The sequence below is a fragment of the Anaerococcus sp. AH8042_DFU013_CI05 genome (assembly GCF_047936775.1).
Classification (GTDB): domain Bacteria; phylum Bacillota; class Clostridia; order Tissierellales; family Peptoniphilaceae; genus Anaerococcus.
In genome coordinates this window covers 158,029-181,843 of the sequence record NZ_CP175954.1, presented here as the reverse complement: position 1 = coordinate 181,843, position 23,815 = coordinate 158,029, and the positions used below count along the sequence as shown (strand labels likewise).

The following is a 23,815-nucleotide window of genomic DNA, read 5'->3' as shown; positions in this document are numbered from 1 at the left end:
ATCTCATTTTACTTATTTTAAATTAAATGAAATTTGTAGGAATGTGATGCTCTTTTCCGGCTAGTTCACTTTCTGTATGGCCTATAACTATGCCTGCCACCGGAGAAAAACCATCATCCAGATTTAATTTCTCAATATAAGCACCATCCTTGCCTAGGTTATGGAATGTACCTCTTATATAGCAAGAACCAAGGTTTAAACTTGTCGCAGCAAGTGATATGTTTTCTAAAACACAGCCTGCATCCTGAAATCTTAAATCATTTTCTTTGCTTGATGAAAAAATAATTAACAAAGGTGCATTAAAGAGTGGATCAGATTTTTTGTCTTTCTTTTCCATATACTCTTTACTTATTTCTTCTATAAAAGACTTATCTTTAACGACTGTTAGTCTACACTCATCATAAGTCCCCATACCTATTGGAGCTTTATTGGCTGCATCTAATAGTTTTTCAATGTCTTTGTCAGATATTTTTTCATCTGAAAATTTTCTTGTAGAAACTCTTTTTCCTAAAACTTCATAAAAATCCATAAATTACCTCACTTTACTATCACTATACGTATTATTTCTATCTTTTGCGAGTTAATTTTCCTTATAAATACATCCTTATTTATGTTATAATTAGACCAATGGAGGAAGTATGAGAGATACAGTTAAATTATTTAGTTTAATAACAGGATTTTTTAGAACACTTGTTACTATAATATTTTTATTAGGAATAGGATTTACTATCTTGGTAGATACAAATTTACTAATGTCAATACTAGACTTGGTGGGTTTTCAAGGACTATCTGCAGGCATTGTAAAACCAATATTTATTATTATCCTCGCCTTACTTTTTGTAGTTAATTTCATAATTACTAGACACATTTATAAGGCTGGAGATACTGGTGAATACCACTTATCAAATTTTGTATTTGCCTTATTATTTTTAGCAATAACTGCATTTGTTTATATAACTTTTAGAAGTTTAACAACAAATCTTATATTTGTATTTTTTGCTCTAAATGGACTCTTGGTTTTAAATTCATTATTAGGATTGATTGCAAAAACACGTGGTTTATACCCAGCAGAAAATACTAATAGTAATAATATTACAAACCCAAATAATTATATAGAGTTTGAAGATGAAGAAGTAGAAAACATAAGTACAGATAGCAAGGCTATCGGACTAAATGATGTAGTTGGAAATACTGGAGAAATCAAAGTAATAAAGTCTGATCAATCAAATAAAGAAGAACAAAGTCAAGCATCCACAAAAACAAAATCAAACAATGAAAATAAAACAAAAACACAATCTATAAACAAAAATAAGGAAGAAAAAGCACCAGAAAGTAATACAAAAATGGTTTTTGAAAGTGATGATAATAATGAAAATACCATCAAAAACTCAAAACCACTTGCAGATAAAAAACAAGCTACTAACAAGATTTCATACGAAAATATCGATAAAGATGGTGAAATCTACGGCGAAGATGAAGCAAATAAAATAAAAAAAGAAAAGGATTCAAAAGTTTTTGATAAAAATCAATTTACCGGGATAAATGTTGATGATATAAAAAAAGAAAATAAATAAAGTCGAGGTGGGTCATGGTCGAAAATTATTTTAAACTTTTAAAAGAATATTATCCGAGCAAATCTGACATTAGAAACGAATTAATTTCTCTAAATGCTAAGCTTTATTTGCCAAAAGGCACAGAATACTTTTTTTCTGATGTCCATGGCGAGGCACAAGCATTCTTGCAACTTTTAAAATCAGCTTCTGGAAATATTAGAGAAAAAACTTCTATTCATTTTGGAGATACACTTTTAAAAGAAGAGCAGGATAAGCTTGCAGAATTGATTTATAATCCAAAAGCAGTCCTACATCAGATGGACTTAAAAGGAGAGCTTACGGACGATTATTTGACAATAACTATTCATAGGCTAATTAGTTTATTTAGATTTGTTTCTACCAAATATGCAAAAAATTATGTAAAGAAAAAATTTGGCCATTTATTTACTGATATAGTAGATGAGCTCTTATACACCAACGATTCTGAGTTTAATAAGAAAGAATACTATGATCAATTAATAGAAAACATAGTAAAATACGATGCTGCAGAAGAATTCATCATAAAAATCACAACCATGATCCAAAGGATAAGTGTTGATAAACTTCATGTAGTTGGTGATATCTATGACCGTGGCCCTTCCCCACAAATAATTATGGATGAACTATTAACCTTTCCAAATGTAGATATCCAGTGGGGAAATCATGATGTTGAGTGGATGGGAGCAGTTGCTGGCAACAAGGCTCTTGTGGCAGCCTGTATAGCAAATGCAATTTCATATAACAATTTTGATATGTTAGAAGATGGTTATGGTATAAATCTTAGACCCCTTTACGAATTTGCAATTATAACCTACAAAGATGACCCATGCGAATTATTTATGCCAAGGATTTTTGATACTAATCTATATGACAACATTAGTTCTGAAATAGCCGCAAAAATGTTTAAGGCAATTTCTATTATCCGTTACAAGCTTGATGGCAAACTAATAGAAAGAAATCCAGATTTTAATATGGATGATAGAAATTTCTTAAAGATAATTGATTTTGAAAATAGTACATATAAGGGTGCCCCACTAAAAGATAGCAATTTCCCAACAGTCGACCCAAAAGACCCATTAAAATTAACAGAAACAGAAGAAGCCGTAATAGAGGCACTTGCCTTAGATTTTAGCCGTGGAACAAAACTTAACCGCCATATTGAGTTTTTATATGAAAACGGGGCCATTTATAAAATAGAAAATGGATCATTGCTATTTCACGGATGTATCCCTCTAAATGAAGACGGAACATTTACAGATGTTGAAATCCGGGGTCAAAATTATGCTGGTAAAGCCCTATTTGATAAGTTTGATGAGATAGCAAGGTCTGCGTTTTACAAGAAAGATGAAAAGTCTTTAGATGTAGTTTGGTATTTATTTTACGGCAAGCAGTCACCATTATTTGGCAAATCTCAGTTCTCATACTTTGAAAATATCTTCATTGCAGAAGAAGAACTAAGAAAAGAGATCTATAACCCATACTACAAACTATCTGAAAACGAAGAAATAGTAGACATGATTCTAGATGAATTCGAAGTAACCGGTCCACGCAGAAGGATTGTAAATGGTCATGTACCTGTAAAAACTAAAAAAGGAGAATTACCGATAAAAGCAAAGGGAAAACTATATGTAATAGATGGGGGTATATCAAAACCATATCAAGCAAAAACTGGGATTGCTGGCTACACCCTAGTCTTTAATTCTCATGCCGTTTCTCTTGCTGAACATAATAATTACAAGTCCATCACCGATGGAGTAAGCTCTTACCGACCAAACATAAAAGAAGTAGAAGTCCTTCACCCTAGGATGCTTATGAAAGACACCGACGAAGGGAAAAATATTAGGCAAAGAATAGAAGTATTAGAAGAATTGCTTGAAAAATATGACAATTTGTAGGAGCTAATTATGAAAAGAAAACACTATAACCTAGTATCTATAGCCTTGTGGATTGTAGCTTTGATTTTAATTTTCGCCTTTAATAATCCCTTTGCTACGAGTATCACTTGGAATATAGTTCTTGCAATTATACTTACTGTAGTTGGTTTCATATTGTATTTTGCTGCTAATAAGTGTCCATATTGCAATAGTCTAATTAATGATTATTTACTAAAACCAGCAAAATATTGCCCACACTGTGGTAAAGATATTTCTAAATTTTGATTAATTTTTGATAGAGGAGCTATAAATGGATTTAAAAAAAGCTAGCCAATTAAATCTAATTTTAGGCTTTATTGGCCTTGCTATTTTAATATTTGATTTTATAAACAAGGGAAGACTATCATGGCATTCAATAATAATTTTTCTAATTATATTTACAGTCTCAATTATAATCGAGAAGAAATACTTTAAATGCCCCCACTGTGATCATCATATAAAAAGAGAGGATTACTTTAGAAAAACTTGCAAAAATTGCGGCAAGCCATTAGACCAATAAAAAAGATGCGGTAGAATTTTCTACTCGCATCTTCTTTTTACATTTTTTCTGGGTCTTCGTATTCTTCACCAAAGGTATCAACAGTAACTTTTTGAATTTTAACTTCATCAACTGGTCTATCAGATCTGTCAGTTTTGCTCTCAGCAATTTTATCTACCACATTCATACCTTCTGTAACTTTACCAAAAGCAGCATAGTCACCATCTAAGTGTGGGCTGTCTTTGTGCATTATAAAAAATTGGCTACCAGCAGAGTTTGGCATCATAGATCTTGCCATTGATAAAACTCCTGCTTCATGGGCTAAGTCATTTTTAAAACCATTTGAAGCAAATTCACCTTTAATTCCATAACCTGGCCCACCCATGCCAGTTCCTTCAGGGTCACCCCCTTGGATCATAAATCCTTTTATAACTCTATGAAAAATAAGTCCATCATAAAAACCTTGATTTATGAGTGAAATAAAGTTATTTACTGTGTTTGGTGCTATTTCAGGATATAATTCAGCTTTGATTATATCTCCATTTTCCATTTCAAATGTAACTATTGGATTAGTCATATTACCTCTTTTCTAATTCTTTTGTGATATATAATTTATATCCAAAAGCAAGGTAAAGATAACATTAATTATTTTCTTCTTCCTTTACGCCTTTATCTTTATCTCCCAAAGCAGCTGTGTGAGTAAACACTGGGTATGGGTCTATAAAGGCATCATCTAGGCTTAATCTTCTCTTATCGTATGCCCTTTTGTGATAATAATTTTTAACTATTTCCAAAAACGCACCTGTATTAAAATCAGAAACTACATCCTTAAATTCAAATTTTTCTTTAAAGTTGTAGTCATTTCTTACTGTTGTTTTATTTTTTGCTGAATTATATTTTACTTTTGTTGCCCCTACATATCTTTCAAGATTGAAGTGGTCTTTTTTTTCAATGATATTAAACTTTTTCATTTGCCCAATTATAAAATCTTTATCATAGTTTTTATCATGGACTTCTTTTAAAGTTTCTCTTACAGTTTGATAAACTTCCCTAGATTTATCATCATGAATTTCACTAATCTCATCATCAATTGTTTCTTCTAAGTCAGTAAAATAATCTTCATCTAGTTTTTTGACATTAAATTTCTCAACCGCTACTCTATCAAGATTTTTACTAATGATTGGGTCAATCTTTCCTCTTGAAATCTTCCCATTATTATTTACTTTTAATGAGTTTGTTGCTGTATTAATCTCGATGATACTATCTTTGTCTCGGTATTTAATATAAACACCCTTATATTCAATTGTTTCTAAATCTAAAATAATAAGTGTATCACTTTCCTCATCGAAAAAAAGTGTTTGTATCTTATCTTCATTGCAAAGTTTAATTAATTTATTCTTTACACTATTAGCTTTATCCATTCTTCCCCCTAGCATTTATTAACATACTGGTCTATATATAATAATTATATCATTTATTTGTAAAGTTTGTGTAAAAAATTTTTTAGATAAAAAAAGACTACCAAAAAATGGTAATCTTTAATGTTTTCTTATTGATTAATACCAACCATTAGATGCCCAGAATTGTTGTGCAGCTTCCCATGAACCATATCTTTGAGCTACATAGTTATCTGCTGCTGCTTCTTGTTGAGCAGGGCTTGCACCATATGGTACTAGTGATGGATTTAATTGGTATCTTCCGTAGTATCCACCATTTGGATTGTAAGCTGAGTATGAACCGCCACTTTCTCTTTGAGCAATCCATTCTTTAGCCCAGCTTGATGAACCTTGGTAAGATTGTTGTTGTGGAGCTTGTTGGTATGTTTGTGTTGTTGTTTGAGTTTGAGTTTGGCTTTGTGCTTGTGCTTGAGCTTGGTTATTATTGTTTGTTGATTGAGCCTTAGCTTGTTGAGCTTTTTGGTTTTCAATTCTTACTTGTCTAAATGATTGTAAAAGATCGTGGTAAACATATCCTTCTTTATCATTTACTCTTACTTTTACATAACCATTATCAGCAAGACCAAGTACTTCAACTTCTGTGTTAGCTTTTAAAACATCAATTACATTTGAGTCTAGTTTAGCTGCATCTCTAAAGTTAGCATCTGCTACTAGTTTTGTGTTCTCAAGTTCTACAAACCATTTTGAAACTACGAATGCTTCTTTGCCGTTAAATTCGATTTTTGCCCAATCTCCTTCTTTGCCAAGAACTTCGTAAGATTTTTCTTTATCATCGATAAGGCCAATAACATTGTCGCCTTCTTTGGCTTCTGTTCTTACGTTTACACCTTGTGCAAGGTTTTTATTAATTGCAAGTTTACTCGCGTGAGAGTCTTTTGCTCCAAATCCAATTGCTGTTGGAATTACTAATGCTGCTGCAATAGCGTATTTTTTTAAGTTAAACATGTATAATATCCTTTCAATCGCCTTTATGGCTAAGTTTTCTTTTAAGTTTAAGTTTACAAGCTATTTGTAACAAAGGTTACAAAATATTAACAACTTCGTTTGTACAAGTGTTATTATACAGGCTAATTGTGTGTAAATTATGTAGATTTAATATTTTTTTATTTTTTAAAGTTTGTATATCTAAATGCGTATATTTCAATATTTACTAGACTTTTCTCCTTAATTTCATCCTTAGATTATTTATACAAATTGTATTATTTAGCAAATTCTCTATAGTTTTTTCTTAATAATTTAATTTTTCTCCGAAATAAATTGATTTTTATATAAATAATAGGTAACAAATTGTTACAATTTGATAAATACTTGTACTTTAAGTTCCCTATATTTGCCCAGTTTTTTTATATGTAGTAAAATTTTATTAATTACAGATGAAAGTGAGTGTTAGATGATTAACGTAATTCTATTTTGTGGAGGCCCTTCTAGTGAACATGATATTTCTCTTAGAAGTGCTCTTAACATTAGCAATAGCCTAGATAAAAATAAATATAATACAAAAATAGTCTATATTGACAAAAATGGAGCTTTCTCAAAAGCTTTTAATACTATAGATACAAAGGACGAATTTGACTTAGTTCAACAAACTGATACAAATGTTGCTGGATCTATTGCAGATTTTTTAAGTTTTTTAAAAGACTTTGATCCAGCTGATACAATAATTATCCCAGCCATCCACGGAACATATGGAGAAGATGGCACTATCCAAGGATTTTTAGACTGTATAAATTTTCCTTATATAGGTAATGGATTGCTCTCTTCTGCTATTTGTATGGATAAGGTTACTAGCAATGATATATTTGAAAAAAATGCCCTTTCCCAAGCAAAATATCTTTACACTTATAAAGAAGGTTTTGATGATGATTTTATAAATAGATGTGTATCTGAAATAGGATTGCCATTAATAGTAAAACCATCAGCAAATGGATCTTCTGTTGGTGTTAGTAAGGTAGAAAATAAGGAAGAATTAAAAGATGCTATTATAGAAGCATTAAAATACGATCAAAAAGCCTTGGTAGAAGAACTAATCGATGGTCAAGAAATAGAAATTGCCATTATTGGACAAGGTGATAAGCTTGATGCATCAGTGCCTGCTGCATATATCACAGATCATAAATTCCTTGACTACGATGCAAAATATTTTGATACAAAGACTGTCGCACAAATTCCTTATAAAATGGAAGAATCTTATAAAAACGAAGCCATAGACTTTGCCAAAGAATGCTACAAGGCGGTAGGCTGCGAAGGCTTTGCTAGGGTTGACATTTTCTATACAAAAAACCACAAGTTTTATATAAATGAAATAAATACTTTCCCAGGTTTTACCCCTACTTCATTTTTTGCAAGACTTGCCATGGATATGTATGATGAGTCATTTGATTTTGTCCTTGATAAACTAATTGAAGATGGATTTAGGAGATTTCAATGATTAAAAGAACTTTAGGTCATATAGCAGAGATGATTGATGGAGAGATTTCAGACCCATCTAAAAAAGAATTATTTATAGAAGGAATTTCTACAGATTCTAGAACTATAAGCCCAGCAAATTTATATATCCCACTTATTGGTGATGTTTTTGATGGCAGAATCTTTATAAGAGAATGTGAAAATAAAGGAGCTGCTGCATTTATTATTGATAATGATTTTGAGATTAATAAAAATATTACAATACCATTTATAAAAGTAGCTGACACAGCAAAGGCCCTAAGAGACCTTGCCACAGCCTACAGAAATGAATTAGACATCAAAATAATAGGAATCACTGGATCAAATGGCAAAACTACTACAAAAGATTTACTTGAATCTACTTTAAAAGAAAAATATGTAGTTCAAAAAACAATGGGTAATTTAAATAATGAAATTGGTGTGCCAAAGACAATTCTTTCCTTAGATGAAGAAACTGAAATCGGTATTATTGAACTTGGTACAGATAATTTTGGCGACATTGCTCTTACAACTCGTATTGCAAAACCAGATATTGCTATGATTTTAAATATCGGCGATAGCCATCTTCATAATCTAAAGACACGTGAAGGCATTGCAAAAGCAAAAATGGAAATTACCGAGGGACTATCCGATAATGGGATATTTATCTACAATCTGGATGACCCAATACTAGCAAAAGTAGTTTCAAGCTATGATTTAAAACAAAAGGTTATGACTTTTGGGACAGATGAAAAATCAGATTTTGTAATCACTCCAGTAGAAAACAACAATTCTGGGGTAGAATTCAAACATGAGAAAATTAATTACAATGTCCCACTTTTAGGAGATCACCAAATTTATAATGGTGGAATTACAGTAATGATTGCTAAGCTTTTAGGACTTGATGAAAAGCAAATCCAAGATGGCCTTAAAAAGGTAAAAGGCAGCCACAATAGATCAGCTATTTTGGAGCTTGATGGTTTTGATATCCTAGATGACTCTTACAAATCAAATCCCCAAGCGCTTTTAACAGGGCTAAATACAACATATACCCTAAAGGGTTATAAAAATAAAATTGTAGTTTTGGGAGATATGCTAGAGCTTGGTGATGATGAGAAGAAGCTCCACTATAAATCAGGTACAAATATCGACCCTAACGAAATTCATTACTGCCTATTTTATGGACCACTTTCATATGAAATGTATAAGGGAGCTATGGAAAATTTCCCAAAAAGTCGCTTATTTTATTTTGAAAACAAAGCAGATGTGTGCGATAAGCTAAAACAACTGATTACAAAATCATGCCTAGTTTTTGTAAAAGGTAGCCACGGCATGCACATGGAAGAAATAATTGAATGTATAAGAACGCTTAAAATTTAAGGAGTAATAATGATTTATACTATAACCCTAAATCCCTCCATAGACTTATATGTCGGTCTTGACCAAATAGAACTTGGAGAGAAAAATTATGTAAAAAGCGAACGCACCCTACCTGGAGGAAAGGCGTTAAATGTATCAAGAGTCCTTTCTTCCTTAAGAATACCTACAATTGCAACGGGATTTGTAGGGGGATTTCAAGGTCAATTTATCAAAGATTGGTTACAAAAAGAAAATATTACTACCGATTTTGTAGAAATGAAAGGTGTAAACCGTACAAATGTAGTAATTTATGAAGATGAAAGAGAAACTGCTATTCATTTCCCAGGACCAAATATCACTTCAGAAGAAGTCGATGAGCTTTTATATTATTTAGCTAGGGTTCGTGAAGGAGATACCATTATATTTGGTGGATCAGTGCCTCCTATGCAAGAAAATATGGATGAAGATATCTATGATAGACTCTTATCAGTTGCAAATGCAAATGGTGCTGATTTTGTTGCAGATGTACCTAGCCAATATCTTATAAATATGGTAGAAAAAAAACCACTTCTAATTAAGCCAAATGGCTATGATATATCAAAAATATTTGGTGTAGAAATTAAAAACAAATTAGACTATATCCCATACGGCAAAAAATTATTAGAAATGGGAGCTAAAAACGTAATAATTTCTTATGGAGCAAATGGTTCTATGCTATTTTCAGGAGATAAGGTCTACGAATCAAATCAAATTGATGATGGCAGAGAAATAATAAGTACAGTGGCTTGTCGTGATGCAATGATTGCAGGATTTTTAGCAAATATGGCAAAAGATAACAATCCAATAGAAGCTTACAGAATGGCTGTAGCAGCAGCATCAGCAACAGCTAGGGTATTAGACTTGCCAGATCGTGATTTAATAATAGAGATGCTTGATTATGTAGAAATTGAAGAATTGGAATGAAATAATCGTCCCTATAGCCTTTAATTGGCTAGGGACGATTATTATTTTAAAAGTCTCTTTTTTTATAAGATTTAATTGCCAGCTTAATTGATATAAAAATAATAACTACAACTAAGATAATAACACTTATTAATATCATAGACTTATTCTGTTCTAAAAAGCTGAGTATTTGCTTAAAGTCTTTTATAAAGAATCCTAAAGACATAGCTATAATTCCTATGATGAATATAGGAATTAGAGCATAAGTTTTTGCTTTAGTATAGCCGTATTTGAAAAATATAGGATACTGAAGAGCTGTAACTACCGCATATACAAGAAAATTGATAGCAAGAGTAATTAATATATCAATATTCATTGGAATACTTTTTATTAAAGTAATTATTAAATAAAAAATTAAGCCTATTAAACTTGTCATTATATAAAGAAGACCTGCTAAAATATATCTACCAACTACTACATCCTTACAGTCTATGGAAAAAATCCTGTATAGACCATCAATACCTGAGTTTTCGCCAACTAAGAACGGATATGATGAAAAAATCATAGAAAATATCATGGTAATTGACATTATTACATTAGGACTATCCATAAGTTCCATATAAAAAAGTGCTAAGACAGTCATTATAATGAAGTTCTTTAAGGTAAAATATGGTTTTATTGAAATTATATCTAGTTTTATTAATTTTTTAATACCCATCATTTCCTCCCATAATAAATCATTATTTCATCAATGCTCGGCTCTTCTACCAATAAGTCAAGATTAGACTCATAATCCTCCTTTAGAACCAGAGCTTCAAAATTAACTTTAGTAGTCTTCACTCCAAAAATCTTATAATTTCGTATTTTATCAAAATCGTTAATCGCACCCTTGATAAGTAAGAATTTTTCATAAAATTCATCTTTAGTACCTTCAAATACAATTTTTCCATCGTCTATAAAAATAATATAGTCTGCAATCCTATGAAGGTCTTGGGTTATATGGGTTGAAAATAAGACAGTGTTCTGATCATCTTCCATAAATTCTAAAATTATATTTACAAGCTCATCTCTCATGGCAGGATCTAACCCACTGGTGGGTTCATCTAGGATAAGAATTCTTGCCTGATGAGAGAAGGCAATAGATAGCATAAGCTTTATTTTCATCCCTCTTGAAAGTTCTGATACCTTTTTTTCTTTTTCAAGTCCAAATTTTTCAAGATAAGAAAAATAACTATCAGAATCCCAATTTTTGTATCCCACATCCATGGCTTCGTTAACTAGTTTCAATGTCCAATCTTTGCCTAGAAAAGAATCATCCATAACTAGACCTACATCTTGAAGGTAAGATAGATCATTTATACTTTGTCCATCAATTAATATTTCTCCATCATAATTTACTAATGATAGTAGGGCTTTGATTGTAGTTGTCTTTCCCATACCATTTTTACCAATGAATCCAGTGACAAATCCTTTTTTAATAGCAAAATCATTTGGTCCAAGAATAAACTTTGGATAAGTTTTAGACAGATTTTTAGCAACAATCTTATCAGTCATTAAAATCTCCTTCATATAAGTATTCCAACACTTTAATTAAATCACTTTTTGTCATTCCAATATCTTTAGCCATACTAATGGCACTTAATAGAGATTCCTCTAATTTTTTTTGCTTTTCTTCAAACTTAAGCTTAGGATCATAATTTCCTACAAAAGTTCCAAGACCCTGCCTTGACTCTATAAAACCTTCAAGTTCCAGCTCATCATAGGATTTTTTTACAGTCAAAATAGATATAGAAAGTTCTCGAGCAAGAGATCTTACAGATGGAAGCTTCTCTCCTGGAGAGACATTTCCTTGTAGAATCTCATCTTTAATAGCATTTTTTACTTGTTCATAAATAGGTATTGGAGAACCATTTTTTATAAGAATTTTCAATTTTATCTTCTCCTTTATAACAGTATATAACAGCTTATAACACCTGTCAATTATATAGTGATTTTACTCAAATATATAATAATTTTTTCTATTCAATCAGATCTATGGAGTTTCTCTACCAAGTTTGCAAACTTTAGCTATCCGCCTAAATTATAGCTTTATATAAAAATAATGACTGATTAACTTAAAAATATTAACCAGTCACTATTTTAGTTTTCCTTATATTTTCTTATTAAATATATCAAATAAATTAGCAATGCTAGGGTCCTAGACTTACCAGATCGTGATTTGATTATCGATATGCTAGATTATGTAGAGATTGAAGAAATTGAATAAAAACTCTCTTAAATATTATCATTTAAAATTCTCAAGCAATATTTATTTTAAATAATACATCAAAAATTGGAGGGCCACTTTAAGTAAGTTCCGATATCCCCTCCAAACCACCCCGCAAACTTCACCCCTAAGCGGGGAGCGTAATTAATTAAATAATAAAAGATAGGCAATAAGTGCCTATCTTTTTTTTACTTATTCTTATCTGATTTTATCAATTCTCTTAAAGCTTCAACTGCTACTTTTATAGCCATTTCTGTATCGTGTACTACTGGATTTTCTAGTCCAGCTTTTTCTCTTTCCTGATTAGCTACTACTAAAAAGCATGAGCCGCATCTAACATTTAAGTAGTTTGCAACTGTAAAAAGTGCTGCTGATTCCATTTCACTTGCTAGAGTACCCATTCTAAGCCAAGCCTGCCATTTATTTTCTAGTTCATAAGAAATTGGCATTTTATCTGGCTCATGTTGACCATAAAAGCTATCCTTACATTGGACTACTCCTATATGACTTGTTTGTTTTAGCTTATCACTAGCATTTTTAAGGGCTGTTGTAACTTCAAAGCTACTTACTGCAGGAAACTCTATGGGAGCGTATTCCTTGCTAGTACCCTCTGCTCTAATGGCAGCATTTGCAATAACTATATCTCCACTTTTTATATTTTTCTGCATACCACCGCAAGTACCTACACGGATAAAAGTGTGAGCTCCGATTTTTGTAAGCTCTTCCATGGCAATAGCCGCTGATGGACCTCCGATGCCTGTAGATGTAACAGAAACTTTTTCACCATTTAAGTATCCTGTATAAGTGACATATTCACGGCGGTCTCCTACTAATTTTGCATCATCAAAGTGAGCTGCAATTTTCTCGCATCTTTTTGGATCACCTGGAAGGATTACATATTTTCCTATATCGCTAGCATCTATCCCTATGTGGTATTGCTTATTATCTTCACTATAGTTCATAATTGCTCCTATTTAATATTTATGGCAATTCAATCTTGATAAATTCAATGTTATTGCGATTTAAAAGCTCTACTGCATATTCATCCATCCTGTAAGCTTCACTGTAATAAATCTTACTTATACCTGCTTGTATCAAACTTTTTGTACAGTTAAGGCATGGAAAATGAGTTACATAGCAAATGCAATCTTTTACAGATATCCCCTCTTTGGCACAATATAAAAGTGCATTCATTTCTGCATGGATGGTTGCTATACAGTGACCATCACGCATGGTATGCCCTATTTCATCACAATGTGGATTGCCTTTTATAGAACCATTATACCCAGTTGTGACTATTCTGTGATCATTGTTTACTATTACACAACCCACATAAGCCCTATCACAGGTCCCTCTTTGGGAAACTGTGATAGCAAGGTTCATAAAATATTCATCCCAAGTCAATCTATCTTTTGCCATATATACTCCTTGAAATTTAAAATTTAAGTCTTATCTTAAATAGAATATCAAATAGTTTTATGCTAATCAAGAGACCAAGTACATAAATGGCTAAAGCTAGCATAATTGAACTTGATACAAGAATTGTCTCTGATATTATAATGTAGAATAAACTTGTAAAACTCAATATGCCTAATACTTTAACAATTTTTTCTATAGGATTTGAAATAATCATATATCCGGATTTTTCACCGCTTAATTTTTGGCTAACAAAATATGCCAAAACTGCCCAAAGAATTGATACTAATAAAAATCCAAACAAATATGCATATTCATCCTTAGTATAGGTTATAGAAATGAAGGGCTTAGCAATTGCAGGTACTTTTTCCATGAAGCTTTCATATTTTTGGTCTATATTAAAAGTTGGATTTTCATTAAAGTTTTGATTAAATATTGATATTATAACCCTAATGTTTTGCCAAATAAGCTCTAATCCTCCCAGGGCAACTATCATCATACCAATATGGCCTAGGAAGTTTCCAGCAATCATTCCCGTTGATACAACTAATATACTAGTTGCTAACATGGTTAGAATAAATTTGCTTGCAAATTCTCCGATACTTGGATTGCCTACAATATTTGATAAATTAGATGCACTTAATATAAGTGAGCTGGTAAGTAAATTTATTATAAATAATCCTAATCCTAAAGCAAAGACAATTAAAGCTTTCATCCATACTTCATCACGTTTTTTCCATGGTAACATAGTTGTAAATTCATAATAAGGGAAGGATTGTTCCATTGACGTGATTAGAAATCCTATCACACTTACAAAAAACATAATAGGAGCAAATAAATTAGTTTTATAATATTCTCGGCTTATGCCTTTTTCAGATATAAAATATTTAGCCTGCATATAAACCGATGCTTGATTCATCAGCTCATAGTCTCTATCATCACCCTCATAATCTGCTGGATAATAACCATATTCATCAGGACCAGAAAAACTTAAGTCATACTTTTTCTTAAATTTTTCAAAAATTTCATCTGATGCTTGGATATATTTTTTATCAAATTTTCCATCCCTTTTTGGAATATCTTCACCCAAATCATTTGCCATACCATCAACAGTCCTTTCTACCATGACTTGGTATCGGTCAAGTTGCTCTCGGGCACTAAGTCCATTTAGCATCAGAGTGAGGATTGTCAGAAGGATAATCCATACAGAAAACCTCTTCCAAACTAGTTTAAATAATTTTTTTAAATCACTCATTATTTAGCTCCTTCTTCCAAATAGAAATAATCTTCTACTTTCATCTCAAGCCTATCATATTGAACAATCTCAGGAGAATCTAATAATTTTAAAAGATCTTTCTCCTCCATATCAATTAAGATATTATAGACCCTACCAATATGTGAAATAATTACTGACCTAGACCTAATTTCTCCTGGCAAATCTTTTTTTACAACAATTTGAATTTTGTTTATATTTTTATTTTCATCCGCATTTGTTGTTGTTAGATGACCTTCTTTAGATAAGTAAAGTATTTCATCGCAAATCCCACTTAAGCCAGCTAGTTCATGGCTTGAAGCAAAAACTGCACAATCCTTATCCCTGGCATCAAGCAAATATTCGATGATGTGACGTTTATTTATTACATCCATCCCATCTAATATCTCATCTACCAGCAGTACTTCAGCATTTGTTGCAATTATTGTAATTAAACCCAAAAGATTTTTCTCACCCTTTGATAAATTTCTTACATTTTGATTTAGATTATAATCATATTTACTTATTTCTTCTGTAAAAAACTTTTCATCAAATCTAGGATAAATAATCTTATAATAGCCCGGGATTTCTTTAATTTTATCGTAGTTAAAATAATCAAATCTATCAGGTAAATAGGCGATTTTTTCAATAGTTCTTGGATTAATAGCCAAAGAGTTTCCATCTATTTTAAATTTGCCGCTATCAGCGCTATAAATCCCTGCTAAAATTTTAAGAAGAGTAGTTTTACCAGAACCATTTCTGCCAACAAGACCAGTAATTTGACCCTTTTTTAAATTTAGGGATACATCTTCTAAAACTTTTCTATTATCAAAGCACTTATTTATATTTATTGCCTCAACGATCACTATAATCACCCGCCTTTTCATACATACTTATAACTTCATTTAGGGTAATCCCTAAGTATCTTGCCTCAATTAAGTCATTTTGAAGTTTTTTATTTATCTCATCTACTCTATTATTTATCTTCTCATCATCAAAACAAATAAAAGTGCCTATTCCGGCTTTAGTTTCAATAATGCCTTGTCGATCCAACTCTCTAAATGCTTTAGAAACGGTCGCTTGATTTATCAAAAGCTCACGAGAAAGCTCCCTAACAGACGGAAACTTATCCCCATTTGAAAAATATCCCTTGGCAATAGCCAACTTCGTTTGTTCTACAATTTGCAAATAAAGAGGTGTCTCAGAGTTTGGATTAAGTTCAAACAAATCATTTGCCTCCTAATAAGTGTTTTGTGTTCCGCCATACACTGATATAATTATAGCATTATTTGTATATTTTTCAAATACAAAGACCATACTCTATTAAAAGAATATGGTCTTTATAAATTTAATCATCTGTTCCTAAAATTTCATTTATTTTAGATGAGTAGATATTCGCCTTATTACCAAATACTGCTTGTACACCATTTTGAACATCAACTACCGCTGTTGCTCCAAGATTTTTTAGTGCTGCATGGTCTACTCTTGTCTTATCTTTTACAGTAACTCTTAATCTAGTTGCACAAGCTGTAACATGTTCTATATTTTCTTGACTACCTAGCGCATCTATTATTTGCACAGAAATGTTTCCTAAATCAGAATTATTCTCAGTTATTACATTTTCTCTTTGATTCTTCATTTCTACATTCATTCCAGGAACAGCTACTTTATATTTACTTACTAGAGTTCTAAATAGAAAATAATAAACTAATGCCCAAATAATACCAACTGGAATGACTCTTATCCAATTAGTTTTATCATTTCCTTGTAAAGGACCAAATAAAATAAAATCTATCAATCCACCAGAAAAAGTATTTCCTACCCTTACGCTTAGCAGGTCAGCTACAAAAAATGATACCCCATCTAAAAATGCATGGATCACATATAGCCAAGGAGCAGAAAATAAAAATGAAAATTCAATTGGTTCTGTGATTCCTGTTAAAAATGATGTTAAAGCTGAACTTAAGTAAAATCCTTTGTTTTTAGCTCTATTTTCTTTAGGTATTGAATGATACATACCAAGGCAAGCTGCCGGCAAAGCAAAAATCATAGTTGCAAATCTTCCAGCAAAAAATCTAGTTCCTCTTGTGTATAATCCAATATGATTTGGATCAGCTAATTGAGCGAAAAATATATTTTGGGCCCCAGAGATTAGATCTCCTGCTACTGCTTCTGTACCACCTAAAGAAGTATACCAAAATAATGGATAAATTGTATGATGAAGACCAACTGCACCTGTTAATCTTAAAAAGAAACCATAAAAAAACGATCCAATCGTACCAAGATTTGCTATCCACTCTCCTACTTGCTCTAGTGCATTTTGAATTGGTGGCCATATGAGGTAAAAAGCAATTCCTATTAATATAGCTGATAGAGCAGAAATAATAGGCACAAATCTATTTCCCCCAAAAAATCCTAAGAATTCTGGAAGTTGGATCTGACGATATTTGTTATGCAAAGTTGTAACAATTAATCCAATAACCAATGCTCCCAAAACACCAGTGTCAATACTTGCATCCTTTGAAGAAAAGTTTTCTAATAGTACTGCAATCGTTCCTGCATATACTAAATACGCCACTGCTGCAGACAAACCTGCAGTACCCTTATCTCCATTTGCAAGACCAACCGCAACCCCTATTGTAAAAATTAAAGGCAGGTTAGCAAAAACTGCATTTCCAGCTGCTGACATTATTGAAAAAATTGTTTGTAGCCAGCTAGCTCCTAAAAATGGAAAGGCTGCAATAGCGGCTTCATTTGATAAAGCCGCACCAAGACCTAAAAGCAAACCTGCAACTGGAAGTATTGCTATAGGCAGCATGAAAGCTTGTCCTAGCCTTGAAAATTTCTTAAACATACTCTCTCCTTACATATTAATAATAATTTATATTATAACATGCAAATCTTATCTTGAAAATGAAAAAAGAGCACTCTATATGCTCTTTTCTAAAACAATGTAGCAAAGGGTTTGGCTATTTTGCCTACTGCTTTTGTTGTAATTGGCATGTTTACTACATCTTCCATTGTAATTTTTGTTGCTATGTTAAAAAATATATCAAAATCGCTTTTTATATCCACTAGGGCTGCCGTATCTTTCATCCATACTCCGCATTCAAAATTTAAATAAAGGGCCCTATAATCTAGGTTTATGGTTCCTACAAAACCATAAGTATCATCTGCTAGCCACACTTTTGAATGGGAAAAACCTGGTGTATATTCAAATATTTTTACCCCATTGCCTATCAATGTTTTGTAATGGGTTTTTGCTAAGGCAAAGGCGACTTTTTTGTCTGGTATGTGAGGTAGACATAATCTTACATCTACTCCCCTTTTTGCAGCATTTGAGAATGCATTTACTATTTCATCTTCTACAATAAAGTATGGGGTCATAATGTATACATACTCTTTTGCATTATTTAAAAAAGAAATTATAGAATTTTTTCCATAAAATTCGGTGTCCATAGGACTATCTGAAAATGGCATTGCTAGCCCCTCACTATCTATTGCCATTTTCCTTGGCAAATATGGACTAAAATCTTCTATATCATCTCCAACTGCATTCCACATTTGTAAAAACATTACTGTAAATGATTCGCAAGCTTGGCCTTTTAAGCGAATCCCGCAATCTTTCCAATGGCCAAATCTTTCAAAAACATTAATGTATTCATCAGCTAAATTTATACCGCCAGTGAAGGCATATTCATTGTCTATTACAAAAATTTTCCTATGGTCACGGTTATTATAATAAGTTGACATAACTGGCATAAGTGGAGAGAATACTCGGCAATTAATCCCCATAGATTCCATTTCATTTGGAAAATCATTTTTTACTCTAGTTAAAAGATTTGTCCCATCTATTAGTAGCCTTACTTCTACACCTTCTTCTACTTTTTTTACAAGTTCTTCCAAAATAGTTCCCCACATGTAGCCATAGTCAATTATAAAAATTTCAATAAATATAAATTCCTTGGCATTTTTTATAGCTTTTAGGATATCAGCAAAAATATCCTCACCTACGGGATAATATTTGGTAGCTGTGTTTTCGTAAAGGACAAATCCACCTAGATCATAAAAATAATTTTGCATATTGTATAGCTCACGGTCAGTTTCTTTTAGGCTATCGATCATGTCAATATCGCGATTATGATATTTCCTAGAAATCTTCTCAATCTCCATGATTTTTCTCTGCTCTTTTTTATAACCAATACTTAAGTATGCCAGCAAAAATACCATGGTTGCAAAAGAAGGAAATATTGCTATTAGCATAAACCATGATAACTTGTAAGATTCATTTATAGAATCCATATTTAAAATTACAAGCATAACTATAGTACTTAATACAGTATCTCCCCCAATTAAAACGGTAGGGTCTATATTTAAATGTTTATAAAGATAAACCATTGCTCCAAATTGCAACATAATCAGGACAAAAAATACACCGGCTCTTGAAAAAATTAGAGATACTAATGACTTTTTTGTTTTTTTGACATACTTATTTTTATTTACTTTTTCTATAATATTAAATCGATCTTCTTTCATAAGATTATTATAGCAAATTTTAATCTTTTAGTTAATTGACAAAAGGTCTATAATTAATATCATATTAATAAGGAGTAAATAATGAGTAAAATTCTTTTGATAAGCGATTTTGTATCACGAGGGAAAATCGCTGGAAATATGATGGAACCTGTGCTTTCTTACAGTGGCCATGATGTTTTTTTTCTACCTTCAGCTTTAATTTCAAATAATTTTTCCAAGGGGAAAGTTACTATTTTTGACACCACTGATTATATAAAAAATAGTTTAAAAGTCTGGCAGGAACTTGGCTTTGATTTTGATTTAATATTTTTAGGCTATATCAATGATATGAAGCAGAAAAATATTATTTTTTCATACTTAGAATCTCTAGAAAAAAAACCTTTAATAATTTTGGATCCTATAATGGGAGATAATGGCAGTCTCTATAAGGGGGTTGATGAGGAAAAAATAAATATCTATAAGGAATTTTTAGATATTGCTGATATCACCATGCCAAATATTACTGAGGCAAATTTTTTAGCGTTAGATAATTTTAATGAATTAAAGTCAATTAGCAAAAATTATATAATTACTAGTCTTAATGATGAAAATGGATACTATAATCTAGCTATTGGCAATGATATTAAAAAAATTTACTACAAAAGAATTGACCATAATTTTGCTGGAACTGGTGACTTATTGGATGCACTCTTTATAAATTATTATCTAAAAACAAGTGATTTTAATTTATCAAATAAGCTTGCATCAGATAAAATTTATGAAATATTGTCTAAGCAAAAAAGCGATCATCCAGATGACATTGAAATATATATTGAAGAATACTTGTATATTTTAGATAATGGAGGCAATTTTGCTAGATAGTAAATATTACAAAAGAGCACTTTCAATAGCTTGGCCTGCGGTCTTCGAGTCCTTTTTTATAGCACTTGCTGGTATGATAGATACATTTATGATTTCTTCTTTGGGACCTGAGGCAATTGCTGCAATAGGACTTACTACCCAGCCGAAGTTTTTGGCTATTACATCTTTTTTTGCAATATCAAGCGCAGTATCAGCCCTAGTTGCAAGACGACAGGGTGAGGATAATAGAACAAAGGCCAACCAGACCTTAGCAACTTCAATTTTAATATCTATGATTTTTGTTGTTATTACAACAATTATTATGATAAGATTTGCAGATCCAATCTTAGTTTTTGCTGGAAGTGATGAAAGCACTCACACTATGGCCAAAGAATATTTTAATGTAATTATGCTTGGAATAGTCTTTAATGCCTTGTCAATGACTATTAATGCGGCTCATAGAGGTGCTGGTAATACCAGAATTGCCTTTATAACCAATCTTGTTTCATCAATTGTAAATATATTTTTCAATTACTTACTAATTGAGGGCAATTTGGGTTTTCCTGCTCTTGGAACAAAGGGTGCAGCTATTGCGACAGTAATAGGTGCGGCAGTTTCAACAATTATGTGCTTTTATTCACTTAGAAAGAAAAATTCCTACCTAAATCTAAAAGAAATGGCCTATGGTGGTATAAGGATTAGCAAAACCATTGCAAAAGAAATTTCAAATCTTGGAGTCAATATTTTTATTGAGATTATGTCCATGAGGATAGGATTTTTCATAACAGCCCTTACAGCTGCAAGGCTTGGTACAGATTATTTTGCCGTACATAATGTTGGTATGAACTTGCTTTCACTTTCTTTTTCTTTAGGAGATGGTATGAGTGTTGCAGTTATTACCCTAACTGGAAATAATCTGGGTGCTGGACGCAAGAATGAAGCTATTGCTTACGGTAAGGCCTGCCAGCAAATAGGATTTATTATGGGAATTATCATTTCTATAGTATTTATGATATTTGGTAGAGCGATATTTAGCCTATTTTTCAATGACCCAAGTATAATCGAAAAAAGTGATATAGTAATAAGATATATTGGATTTATAGTAATCTTTCAAATACTTCAGGTAATCTATGGTGGATCTTTAAGATCTGCTGGAGATGTTAAATATACCCTATTTGTGGCAATTATATCTGTAACAATCGTAAGATCAGTTGCAACTCTAGTTATGGTAAATATGCTAAAACTAGGACTAGATGGTATTTGGATAGCAATTCTAACTGATCAAGCAAGTAGATTTATTGGATTAAGACATAGGTTTAAAAAAAGAAAATGGGTTGATTTAAAAATTTAGAGGGAAATTATGAGAAGAGTTTATAAATTTTTAGCATCTATTGTTCTAATATCTGCAATATTTACAGGATGCGAAAAAAAGGTTGAGGAAGTAAAACCCACAGAAACCACCACAACTATTATAGAGGTGGATAAAGATAAAAATAAAAATCAAGATGATGAAGAAAGTGATGAAGACACTAGCGAAAAAAATGAAGAAAATAATTAAAAAAACTGATTGGTGTTTACCAATCAGTTTTTTATTTACTCTGCAGAGATAAGCTCCACAGTTGATGTTAATATATCCGAATATGAATATGACACTGTACGTTCCACATCAAAGTCGTTATTTACTTTTACAGTAAAGACGCTAGGAAATGCATTTACAATGACACCCGTTTTTGTTTTTATACGTTTACGTCCCATATCAGCTTTAAGAATTACCTCTTTGCCGATATTTCTCTTGACTTCCTGTCTGATGTCATTTACTGATCTTTGCTCCATTAAATCATCCTCTCATTAAATGCTAATATAGATTATACGTCTATAAAGCGCTTAAGTCAAGGAAGCGTAATATTATACTAAATGTCTAATGGTGTGTCAAATATTTTTATAAAAAGCTTTGTAAGCTAGTACTGTCTCATATAAATCAGCCTTGCTTACAAGTTCTGTTGGTGCGTGCATAGAAATAACTGGAGTTCCACAATCGACTACATCCATTCCGTATTCTGCAAGAATAAAGGCAATTGTGCCCCCACCTCCTGCATCTACCGCACCAAGCTCGCCTGTTTGGTAGATTACATTTTCTTTTTCAAAAGCCATTCTTACTTCTGATAGATACTCTGCATTTGCATCATTTGATCCACCCTTTCCACCGCTACCGGTGTATTTGGTAAGGGCCACCCCGCATCCAAATTGTGCTGAGTTATCTATTTCTGATACATCTTTGAAATTTGGATCGTAAGCGAGTGTTACATCTGCTGATAGGACTTTTGAATTTGCAAGAGATCTTTTAAGACTAATAAGATTTGCCTTGCCTTGGATATTTAATAGCTCTAGCACTACATTTTCAAAAAATTGTGAAGTCATAGCAGTTGCACCACGTGATCCAATTTCTTCCTTATCTACAAATAAGGCTACCGCAGTTTTTGATGGATTTTTTATATCAAGTATTGCGTTTAATGTTGAGTAAGCACAAACCCTATCATCTTGGCCGTGGCCTATTATCATAGAGTTATCAAGACCTGCATTACGTGCTTTTATTGCAGGAACAACTTCAAATTCTGCGGTGATGAAGTCTTCTTCTTCGATACCATATTTTTCGTTTAGGATTTTTAAAATATTTTTCTTAACTGGATTATCATCTTCATCAGCAAGTGGGATTGAACCAACTATTACCTTTAATTGTTCCCCTTCAATAACTTCGCTAGCTGATTTTTGCATTAATTTTTTAGAAAGGTGGATTAATAGCTCTGATATTGTAAATACCGGTTCATCGTCGTTTTCCCCAATAGAGACTTCAATTTTTTCGCCGTTTTTGTTAAAAATCACTCCATGTAGGGCTAAAGGAATAGTTGTCCATTGGTATTTTTTTACCCCACCATAATAGTGAGTTTTAAAATATGCAATATTATTATCTTCTGATAGAGGGACAGGTTTTAAATCTAGTCTTGGTGAATCAGTATGTGCACCAACAATATTCATCCCATTTTCTAAGTCTTCGTTACCAATTACAAACAAAGCAACTGCCTTGTTTTTATTTACAGCATAAACTTTATCGCCTGCTTTTAAAGAATTTTCACCGATTTTTTTATCAAGACTTACAAAACTTTTAGCCTCAGCACGTTTTATAATCTCATTTGTAGCAAGTCTTTCAGTTTTTGCTACATTTAAGAAATCTATATAGTCTTTTGAGATTTCTTCTAGTTCATTTTTTTGATTTTGATCAATGTTTAACCAAACATTTTTTCTCTTATATTCCATAATTGTC

The 23,815-nt window shown here is 31.8% G+C and carries 26 protein-coding genes; 10 read left to right on the top strand and 16 right to left on the bottom strand.

The genetic code is table 11. The features are described from left to right. Nucleotides 1-22: 22 nt before the first annotated feature. The gene (locus ACKRLN_RS01020) at nucleotides 23-529 is read right to left on the bottom strand and encodes a nitroreductase family protein (protein WP_416334975.1); all 507 of its coding nucleotides are present in this window, start codon (nucleotides 527-529) and stop codon (nucleotides 23-25) included. A 109-nt stretch (nucleotides 530-638) separates the two neighbouring features. Between ACKRLN_RS01020 and ACKRLN_RS01015 the strand changes: the two genes are divergently transcribed. Genes ACKRLN_RS01015 through ACKRLN_RS01000 form a run of 4 tightly spaced genes read left to right on the top strand, consistent with a single transcriptional unit; the run spans nucleotide 639 to nucleotide 4,025 of the window. Continuing rightward, nucleotides 639-1,574, top strand: a complete 936-nt coding sequence (locus ACKRLN_RS01015) for a hypothetical protein (RefSeq protein ID WP_416334974.1) — start codon at nucleotides 639-641, stop codon at nucleotides 1,572-1,574. 14 nt (nucleotides 1,575-1,588) lie between these two features. Beyond that, nucleotides 1,589-3,487, top strand: a complete 1,899-nt coding sequence (locus ACKRLN_RS01010) for a fructose-1,6-bisphosphatase (protein WP_416334973.1) — start codon at nucleotides 1,589-1,591, stop codon at nucleotides 3,485-3,487. Between the two features lie 9 nt (nucleotides 3,488-3,496). After that, nucleotides 3,497-3,751, top strand: coding sequence for a hypothetical protein (locus ACKRLN_RS01005; protein ID WP_416334972.1), 255 nt, complete (start codon nucleotides 3,497-3,499; stop codon nucleotides 3,749-3,751). A 25-nt stretch (nucleotides 3,752-3,776) separates the two neighbouring features. Then, on the top strand, nucleotides 3,777-4,025 hold the full coding sequence (locus ACKRLN_RS01000) for a hypothetical protein (RefSeq protein WP_203127552.1): 249 nt from the start codon (nucleotides 3,777-3,779) through the stop codon (nucleotides 4,023-4,025). A gap of 37 nt (nucleotides 4,026-4,062) precedes the next feature. On the opposite strand, the gene ACKRLN_RS00995 is transcribed toward ACKRLN_RS01000, so the two are convergent. The 3 genes from ACKRLN_RS00995 to ACKRLN_RS00985 all read right to left on the bottom strand — a co-directional run bounded on the left by ACKRLN_RS00995 (nucleotide 4,063) and on the right by ACKRLN_RS00985 (nucleotide 6,406). Beyond that, complete coding sequence (locus ACKRLN_RS00995) at nucleotides 4,063-4,581, bottom strand: peptidylprolyl isomerase (protein WP_416334971.1); 519 nt, start codon at nucleotides 4,579-4,581, stop codon at nucleotides 4,063-4,065. 64 nt (nucleotides 4,582-4,645) lie between these two features. Beyond that, nucleotides 4,646-5,425: a hypothetical protein gene (locus tag ACKRLN_RS00990; RefSeq protein ID WP_416334970.1), complete on the bottom strand. Its 780-nt coding sequence runs from the start codon at nucleotides 5,423-5,425 to the stop codon at nucleotides 4,646-4,648. Between the two features lie 135 nt (nucleotides 5,426-5,560). After that, nucleotides 5,561-6,406: an SH3 domain-containing protein gene (locus ACKRLN_RS00985; protein WP_295883373.1), complete on the bottom strand. Its 846-nt coding sequence runs from the start codon at nucleotides 6,404-6,406 to the stop codon at nucleotides 5,561-5,563. Between the two features lie 445 nt (nucleotides 6,407-6,851). Between ACKRLN_RS00985 and ACKRLN_RS00980 the strand changes: the two genes are divergently transcribed. The 3 genes from ACKRLN_RS00980 to ACKRLN_RS00970 are packed head-to-tail and all read left to right on the top strand — an operon-like array spanning nucleotide 6,852 to nucleotide 10,207. Next, nucleotides 6,852-7,889, top strand: a complete 1,038-nt coding sequence (locus tag ACKRLN_RS00980) for a D-alanine--D-alanine ligase family protein (RefSeq protein ID WP_416334969.1) — start codon at nucleotides 6,852-6,854, stop codon at nucleotides 7,887-7,889. Further along, nucleotides 7,886-9,265 carry a UDP-N-acetylmuramoyl-tripeptide--D-alanyl-D-alanine ligase gene (locus ACKRLN_RS00975; protein WP_416334968.1) on the top strand — a complete coding sequence of 460 codons (1,380 nt, stop codon included), beginning with the start codon at nucleotides 7,886-7,888 and terminating at the stop codon, nucleotides 9,263-9,265. Before ACKRLN_RS00980 ends, ACKRLN_RS00975 begins: the two co-directional genes overlap by 4 nt. A gap of 9 nt (nucleotides 9,266-9,274) precedes the next feature. Then, nucleotides 9,275-10,207 (top strand): 1-phosphofructokinase family hexose kinase, encoded by a 933-nt coding sequence (locus ACKRLN_RS00970; RefSeq protein ID WP_203127558.1) that lies wholly within the window; start codon nucleotides 9,275-9,277, stop codon nucleotides 10,205-10,207. 46 nt (nucleotides 10,208-10,253) lie between these two features. Here the strand turns inward: ACKRLN_RS00970 and ACKRLN_RS00965 are convergent, their stop codons facing one another. The 10 genes from ACKRLN_RS00965 to ACKRLN_RS00920 all read right to left on the bottom strand — a co-directional run bounded on the left by ACKRLN_RS00965 (nucleotide 10,254) and on the right by ACKRLN_RS00920 (nucleotide 19,656). Beyond that, nucleotides 10,254-10,904 (bottom strand): ABC-2 transporter permease, encoded by a 651-nt coding sequence (locus ACKRLN_RS00965; RefSeq protein ID WP_416334967.1) that lies wholly within the window; start codon nucleotides 10,902-10,904, stop codon nucleotides 10,254-10,256. Further along, nucleotides 10,904-11,740, bottom strand: coding sequence for an ABC transporter ATP-binding protein (locus tag ACKRLN_RS00960; RefSeq protein ID WP_416334966.1), 837 nt, complete (start codon nucleotides 11,738-11,740; stop codon nucleotides 10,904-10,906). The genes ACKRLN_RS00965 and ACKRLN_RS00960 overlap by 1 nt, the downstream gene beginning before the upstream one ends. Further along, on the bottom strand, nucleotides 11,733-12,116 hold the full coding sequence (locus tag ACKRLN_RS00955; protein WP_416334965.1) for a GntR family transcriptional regulator: 384 nt from the start codon (nucleotides 12,114-12,116) through the stop codon (nucleotides 11,733-11,735). The genes ACKRLN_RS00960 and ACKRLN_RS00955 overlap by 8 nt, the downstream gene beginning before the upstream one ends. A 524-nt stretch (nucleotides 12,117-12,640) precedes the next feature. Continuing rightward, nucleotides 12,641-13,414, bottom strand: coding sequence for a uridine phosphorylase (gene udp, locus ACKRLN_RS00950; RefSeq protein WP_416334964.1), 774 nt, complete (start codon nucleotides 13,412-13,414; stop codon nucleotides 12,641-12,643). A 19-nt stretch (nucleotides 13,415-13,433) separates the two neighbouring features. Beyond that, nucleotides 13,434-13,871 carry a deoxycytidylate deaminase gene (locus ACKRLN_RS00945; RefSeq protein WP_203127563.1) on the bottom strand — a complete coding sequence of 146 codons (438 nt, stop codon included), beginning with the start codon at nucleotides 13,869-13,871 and terminating at the stop codon, nucleotides 13,434-13,436. Nucleotides 13,872-13,887: 16 nt separating this feature from the next. Further along, nucleotides 13,888-15,123, bottom strand: coding sequence for a hypothetical protein (locus ACKRLN_RS00940; RefSeq protein WP_203127564.1), 1,236 nt, complete (start codon nucleotides 15,121-15,123; stop codon nucleotides 13,888-13,890). Continuing rightward, nucleotides 15,123-15,986 carry an ABC transporter ATP-binding protein gene (locus ACKRLN_RS00935; RefSeq protein WP_203127565.1) on the bottom strand — a complete coding sequence of 288 codons (864 nt, stop codon included), beginning with the start codon at nucleotides 15,984-15,986 and terminating at the stop codon, nucleotides 15,123-15,125. Before ACKRLN_RS00935 ends, ACKRLN_RS00940 begins: the two co-directional genes overlap by 1 nt. Beyond that, the gene (locus tag ACKRLN_RS00930; RefSeq protein WP_203127566.1) at nucleotides 15,976-16,347 is read right to left on the bottom strand and encodes a GntR family transcriptional regulator; all 372 of its coding nucleotides are present in this window, start codon (nucleotides 16,345-16,347) and stop codon (nucleotides 15,976-15,978) included. Before ACKRLN_RS00930 ends, ACKRLN_RS00935 begins: the two co-directional genes overlap by 11 nt. 121 nt (nucleotides 16,348-16,468) lie before the next feature. Then, the gene (locus ACKRLN_RS00925) at nucleotides 16,469-17,974 is read right to left on the bottom strand and encodes a PTS transporter subunit EIIC (RefSeq protein WP_416334963.1); all 1,506 of its coding nucleotides are present in this window, start codon (nucleotides 17,972-17,974) and stop codon (nucleotides 16,469-16,471) included. Between the two features lie 89 nt (nucleotides 17,975-18,063). Beyond that, nucleotides 18,064-19,656: a phospholipase D-like domain-containing protein gene (locus ACKRLN_RS00920; RefSeq protein ID WP_416334962.1), complete on the bottom strand. Its 1,593-nt coding sequence runs from the start codon at nucleotides 19,654-19,656 to the stop codon at nucleotides 18,064-18,066. A gap of 81 nt (nucleotides 19,657-19,737) precedes the next feature. Between ACKRLN_RS00920 and ACKRLN_RS00915 the strand changes: the two genes are divergently transcribed. Genes ACKRLN_RS00915 through ACKRLN_RS00905 form a run of 3 tightly spaced genes read left to right on the top strand, consistent with a single transcriptional unit; the run spans nucleotide 19,738 to nucleotide 22,054 of the window. Continuing rightward, a complete protein-coding gene (locus ACKRLN_RS00915) occupies nucleotides 19,738-20,517 on the top strand; it encodes a bifunctional hydroxymethylpyrimidine kinase/phosphomethylpyrimidine kinase (protein WP_203127569.1) in 780 nt (259 codons plus the stop codon). Beyond that, nucleotides 20,507-21,847, top strand: coding sequence for an MATE family efflux transporter (locus ACKRLN_RS00910; RefSeq protein ID WP_416334961.1), 1,341 nt, complete (start codon nucleotides 20,507-20,509; stop codon nucleotides 21,845-21,847). Before ACKRLN_RS00915 ends, ACKRLN_RS00910 begins: the two co-directional genes overlap by 11 nt. 9 nt (nucleotides 21,848-21,856) lie before the next feature. Further along, the gene (locus tag ACKRLN_RS00905; protein ID WP_296141645.1) at nucleotides 21,857-22,054 is read left to right on the top strand and encodes a hypothetical protein; all 198 of its coding nucleotides are present in this window, start codon (nucleotides 21,857-21,859) and stop codon (nucleotides 22,052-22,054) included. Nucleotides 22,055-22,089: 35 nt separating this feature from the next. Here ACKRLN_RS00905 and ACKRLN_RS00900 read toward each other — a convergent pair whose 3' ends face one another. Together ACKRLN_RS00900 and ACKRLN_RS00895 are read right to left on the bottom strand one after the other, a co-directional pair. Next, nucleotides 22,090-22,329, bottom strand: coding sequence for a Veg family protein (locus ACKRLN_RS00900; RefSeq protein ID WP_203127572.1), 240 nt, complete (start codon nucleotides 22,327-22,329; stop codon nucleotides 22,090-22,092). A gap of 96 nt (nucleotides 22,330-22,425) precedes the next feature. Further along, nucleotides 22,426-23,808 (bottom strand): aminopeptidase, encoded by a 1,383-nt coding sequence (locus tag ACKRLN_RS00895; RefSeq protein ID WP_416334960.1) that lies wholly within the window; start codon nucleotides 23,806-23,808, stop codon nucleotides 22,426-22,428. Nucleotides 23,809-23,815 lie beyond the last annotated feature (7 nt).

Coding starts and splice junctions, on each gene's coding strand:
- ACKRLN_RS00940 (WP_203127564.1), bottom strand. CDS start 15,123: ATGAGTGATTTAAAAAAATTATTTAAACTAGTTTGGAAGAGGTTTTCT.
- ACKRLN_RS00920 (WP_416334962.1), bottom strand. CDS start 19,656: ATGAAAGAAGATCGATTTAATATTATAGAAAAAGTAAATAAAAATAAG.
- ACKRLN_RS01005 (WP_416334972.1), top strand. CDS start 3,497: ATGAAAAGAAAACACTATAACCTAGTATCTATAGCCTTGTGGATTGTA.
- ACKRLN_RS01015 (WP_416334974.1), top strand. CDS start 639: ATGAGAGATACAGTTAAATTATTTAGTTTAATAACAGGATTTTTTAGA.
- ACKRLN_RS00945 (WP_203127563.1), bottom strand. CDS start 13,871: ATGGCAAAAGATAGATTGACTTGGGATGAATATTTTATGAACCTTGCT.
- ACKRLN_RS00915 (WP_203127569.1), top strand. CDS start 19,738: ATGAGTAAAATTCTTTTGATAAGCGATTTTGTATCACGAGGGAAAATC.
- ACKRLN_RS00970 (WP_203127558.1), top strand. CDS start 9,275: ATGATTTATACTATAACCCTAAATCCCTCCATAGACTTATATGTCGGT.
- ACKRLN_RS00980 (WP_416334969.1), top strand. CDS start 6,852: ATGATTAACGTAATTCTATTTTGTGGAGGCCCTTCTAGTGAACATGAT.
- ACKRLN_RS00985 (WP_295883373.1), bottom strand. CDS start 6,406: ATGTTTAACTTAAAAAAATACGCTATTGCAGCAGCATTAGTAATTCCA.
- ACKRLN_RS00960 (WP_416334966.1), bottom strand. CDS start 11,740: ATGACTGATAAGATTGTTGCTAAAAATCTGTCTAAAACTTATCCAAAG.
- ACKRLN_RS01020 (WP_416334975.1), bottom strand. CDS start 529: ATGGATTTTTATGAAGTTTTAGGAAAAAGAGTTTCTACAAGAAAATTT.
- udp (WP_416334964.1), bottom strand. CDS start 13,414: ATGAACTATAGTGAAGATAATAAGCAATACCACATAGGGATAGATGCT.
- ACKRLN_RS00895 (WP_416334960.1), bottom strand. CDS start 23,808: ATGGAATATAAGAGAAAAAATGTTTGGTTAAACATTGATCAAAATCAA.
- ACKRLN_RS01010 (WP_416334973.1), top strand. CDS start 1,589: ATGGTCGAAAATTATTTTAAACTTTTAAAAGAATATTATCCGAGCAAA.
- ACKRLN_RS00965 (WP_416334967.1), bottom strand. CDS start 10,904: ATGGGTATTAAAAAATTAATAAAACTAGATATAATTTCAATAAAACCA.
- ACKRLN_RS00905 (WP_296141645.1), top strand. CDS start 21,857: ATGAGAAGAGTTTATAAATTTTTAGCATCTATTGTTCTAATATCTGCA.
- ACKRLN_RS01000 (WP_203127552.1), top strand. CDS start 3,777: ATGGATTTAAAAAAAGCTAGCCAATTAAATCTAATTTTAGGCTTTATT.
- ACKRLN_RS00975 (WP_416334968.1), top strand. CDS start 7,886: ATGATTAAAAGAACTTTAGGTCATATAGCAGAGATGATTGATGGAGAG.
- ACKRLN_RS00925 (WP_416334963.1), bottom strand. CDS start 17,974: ATGTTTAAGAAATTTTCAAGGCTAGGACAAGCTTTCATGCTGCCTATA.
- ACKRLN_RS00995 (WP_416334971.1), bottom strand. CDS start 4,581: ATGACTAATCCAATAGTTACATTTGAAATGGAAAATGGAGATATAATC.
- ACKRLN_RS00990 (WP_416334970.1), bottom strand. CDS start 5,425: ATGGATAAAGCTAATAGTGTAAAGAATAAATTAATTAAACTTTGCAAT.
- ACKRLN_RS00900 (WP_203127572.1), bottom strand. CDS start 22,329: ATGGAGCAAAGATCAGTAAATGACATCAGACAGGAAGTCAAGAGAAAT.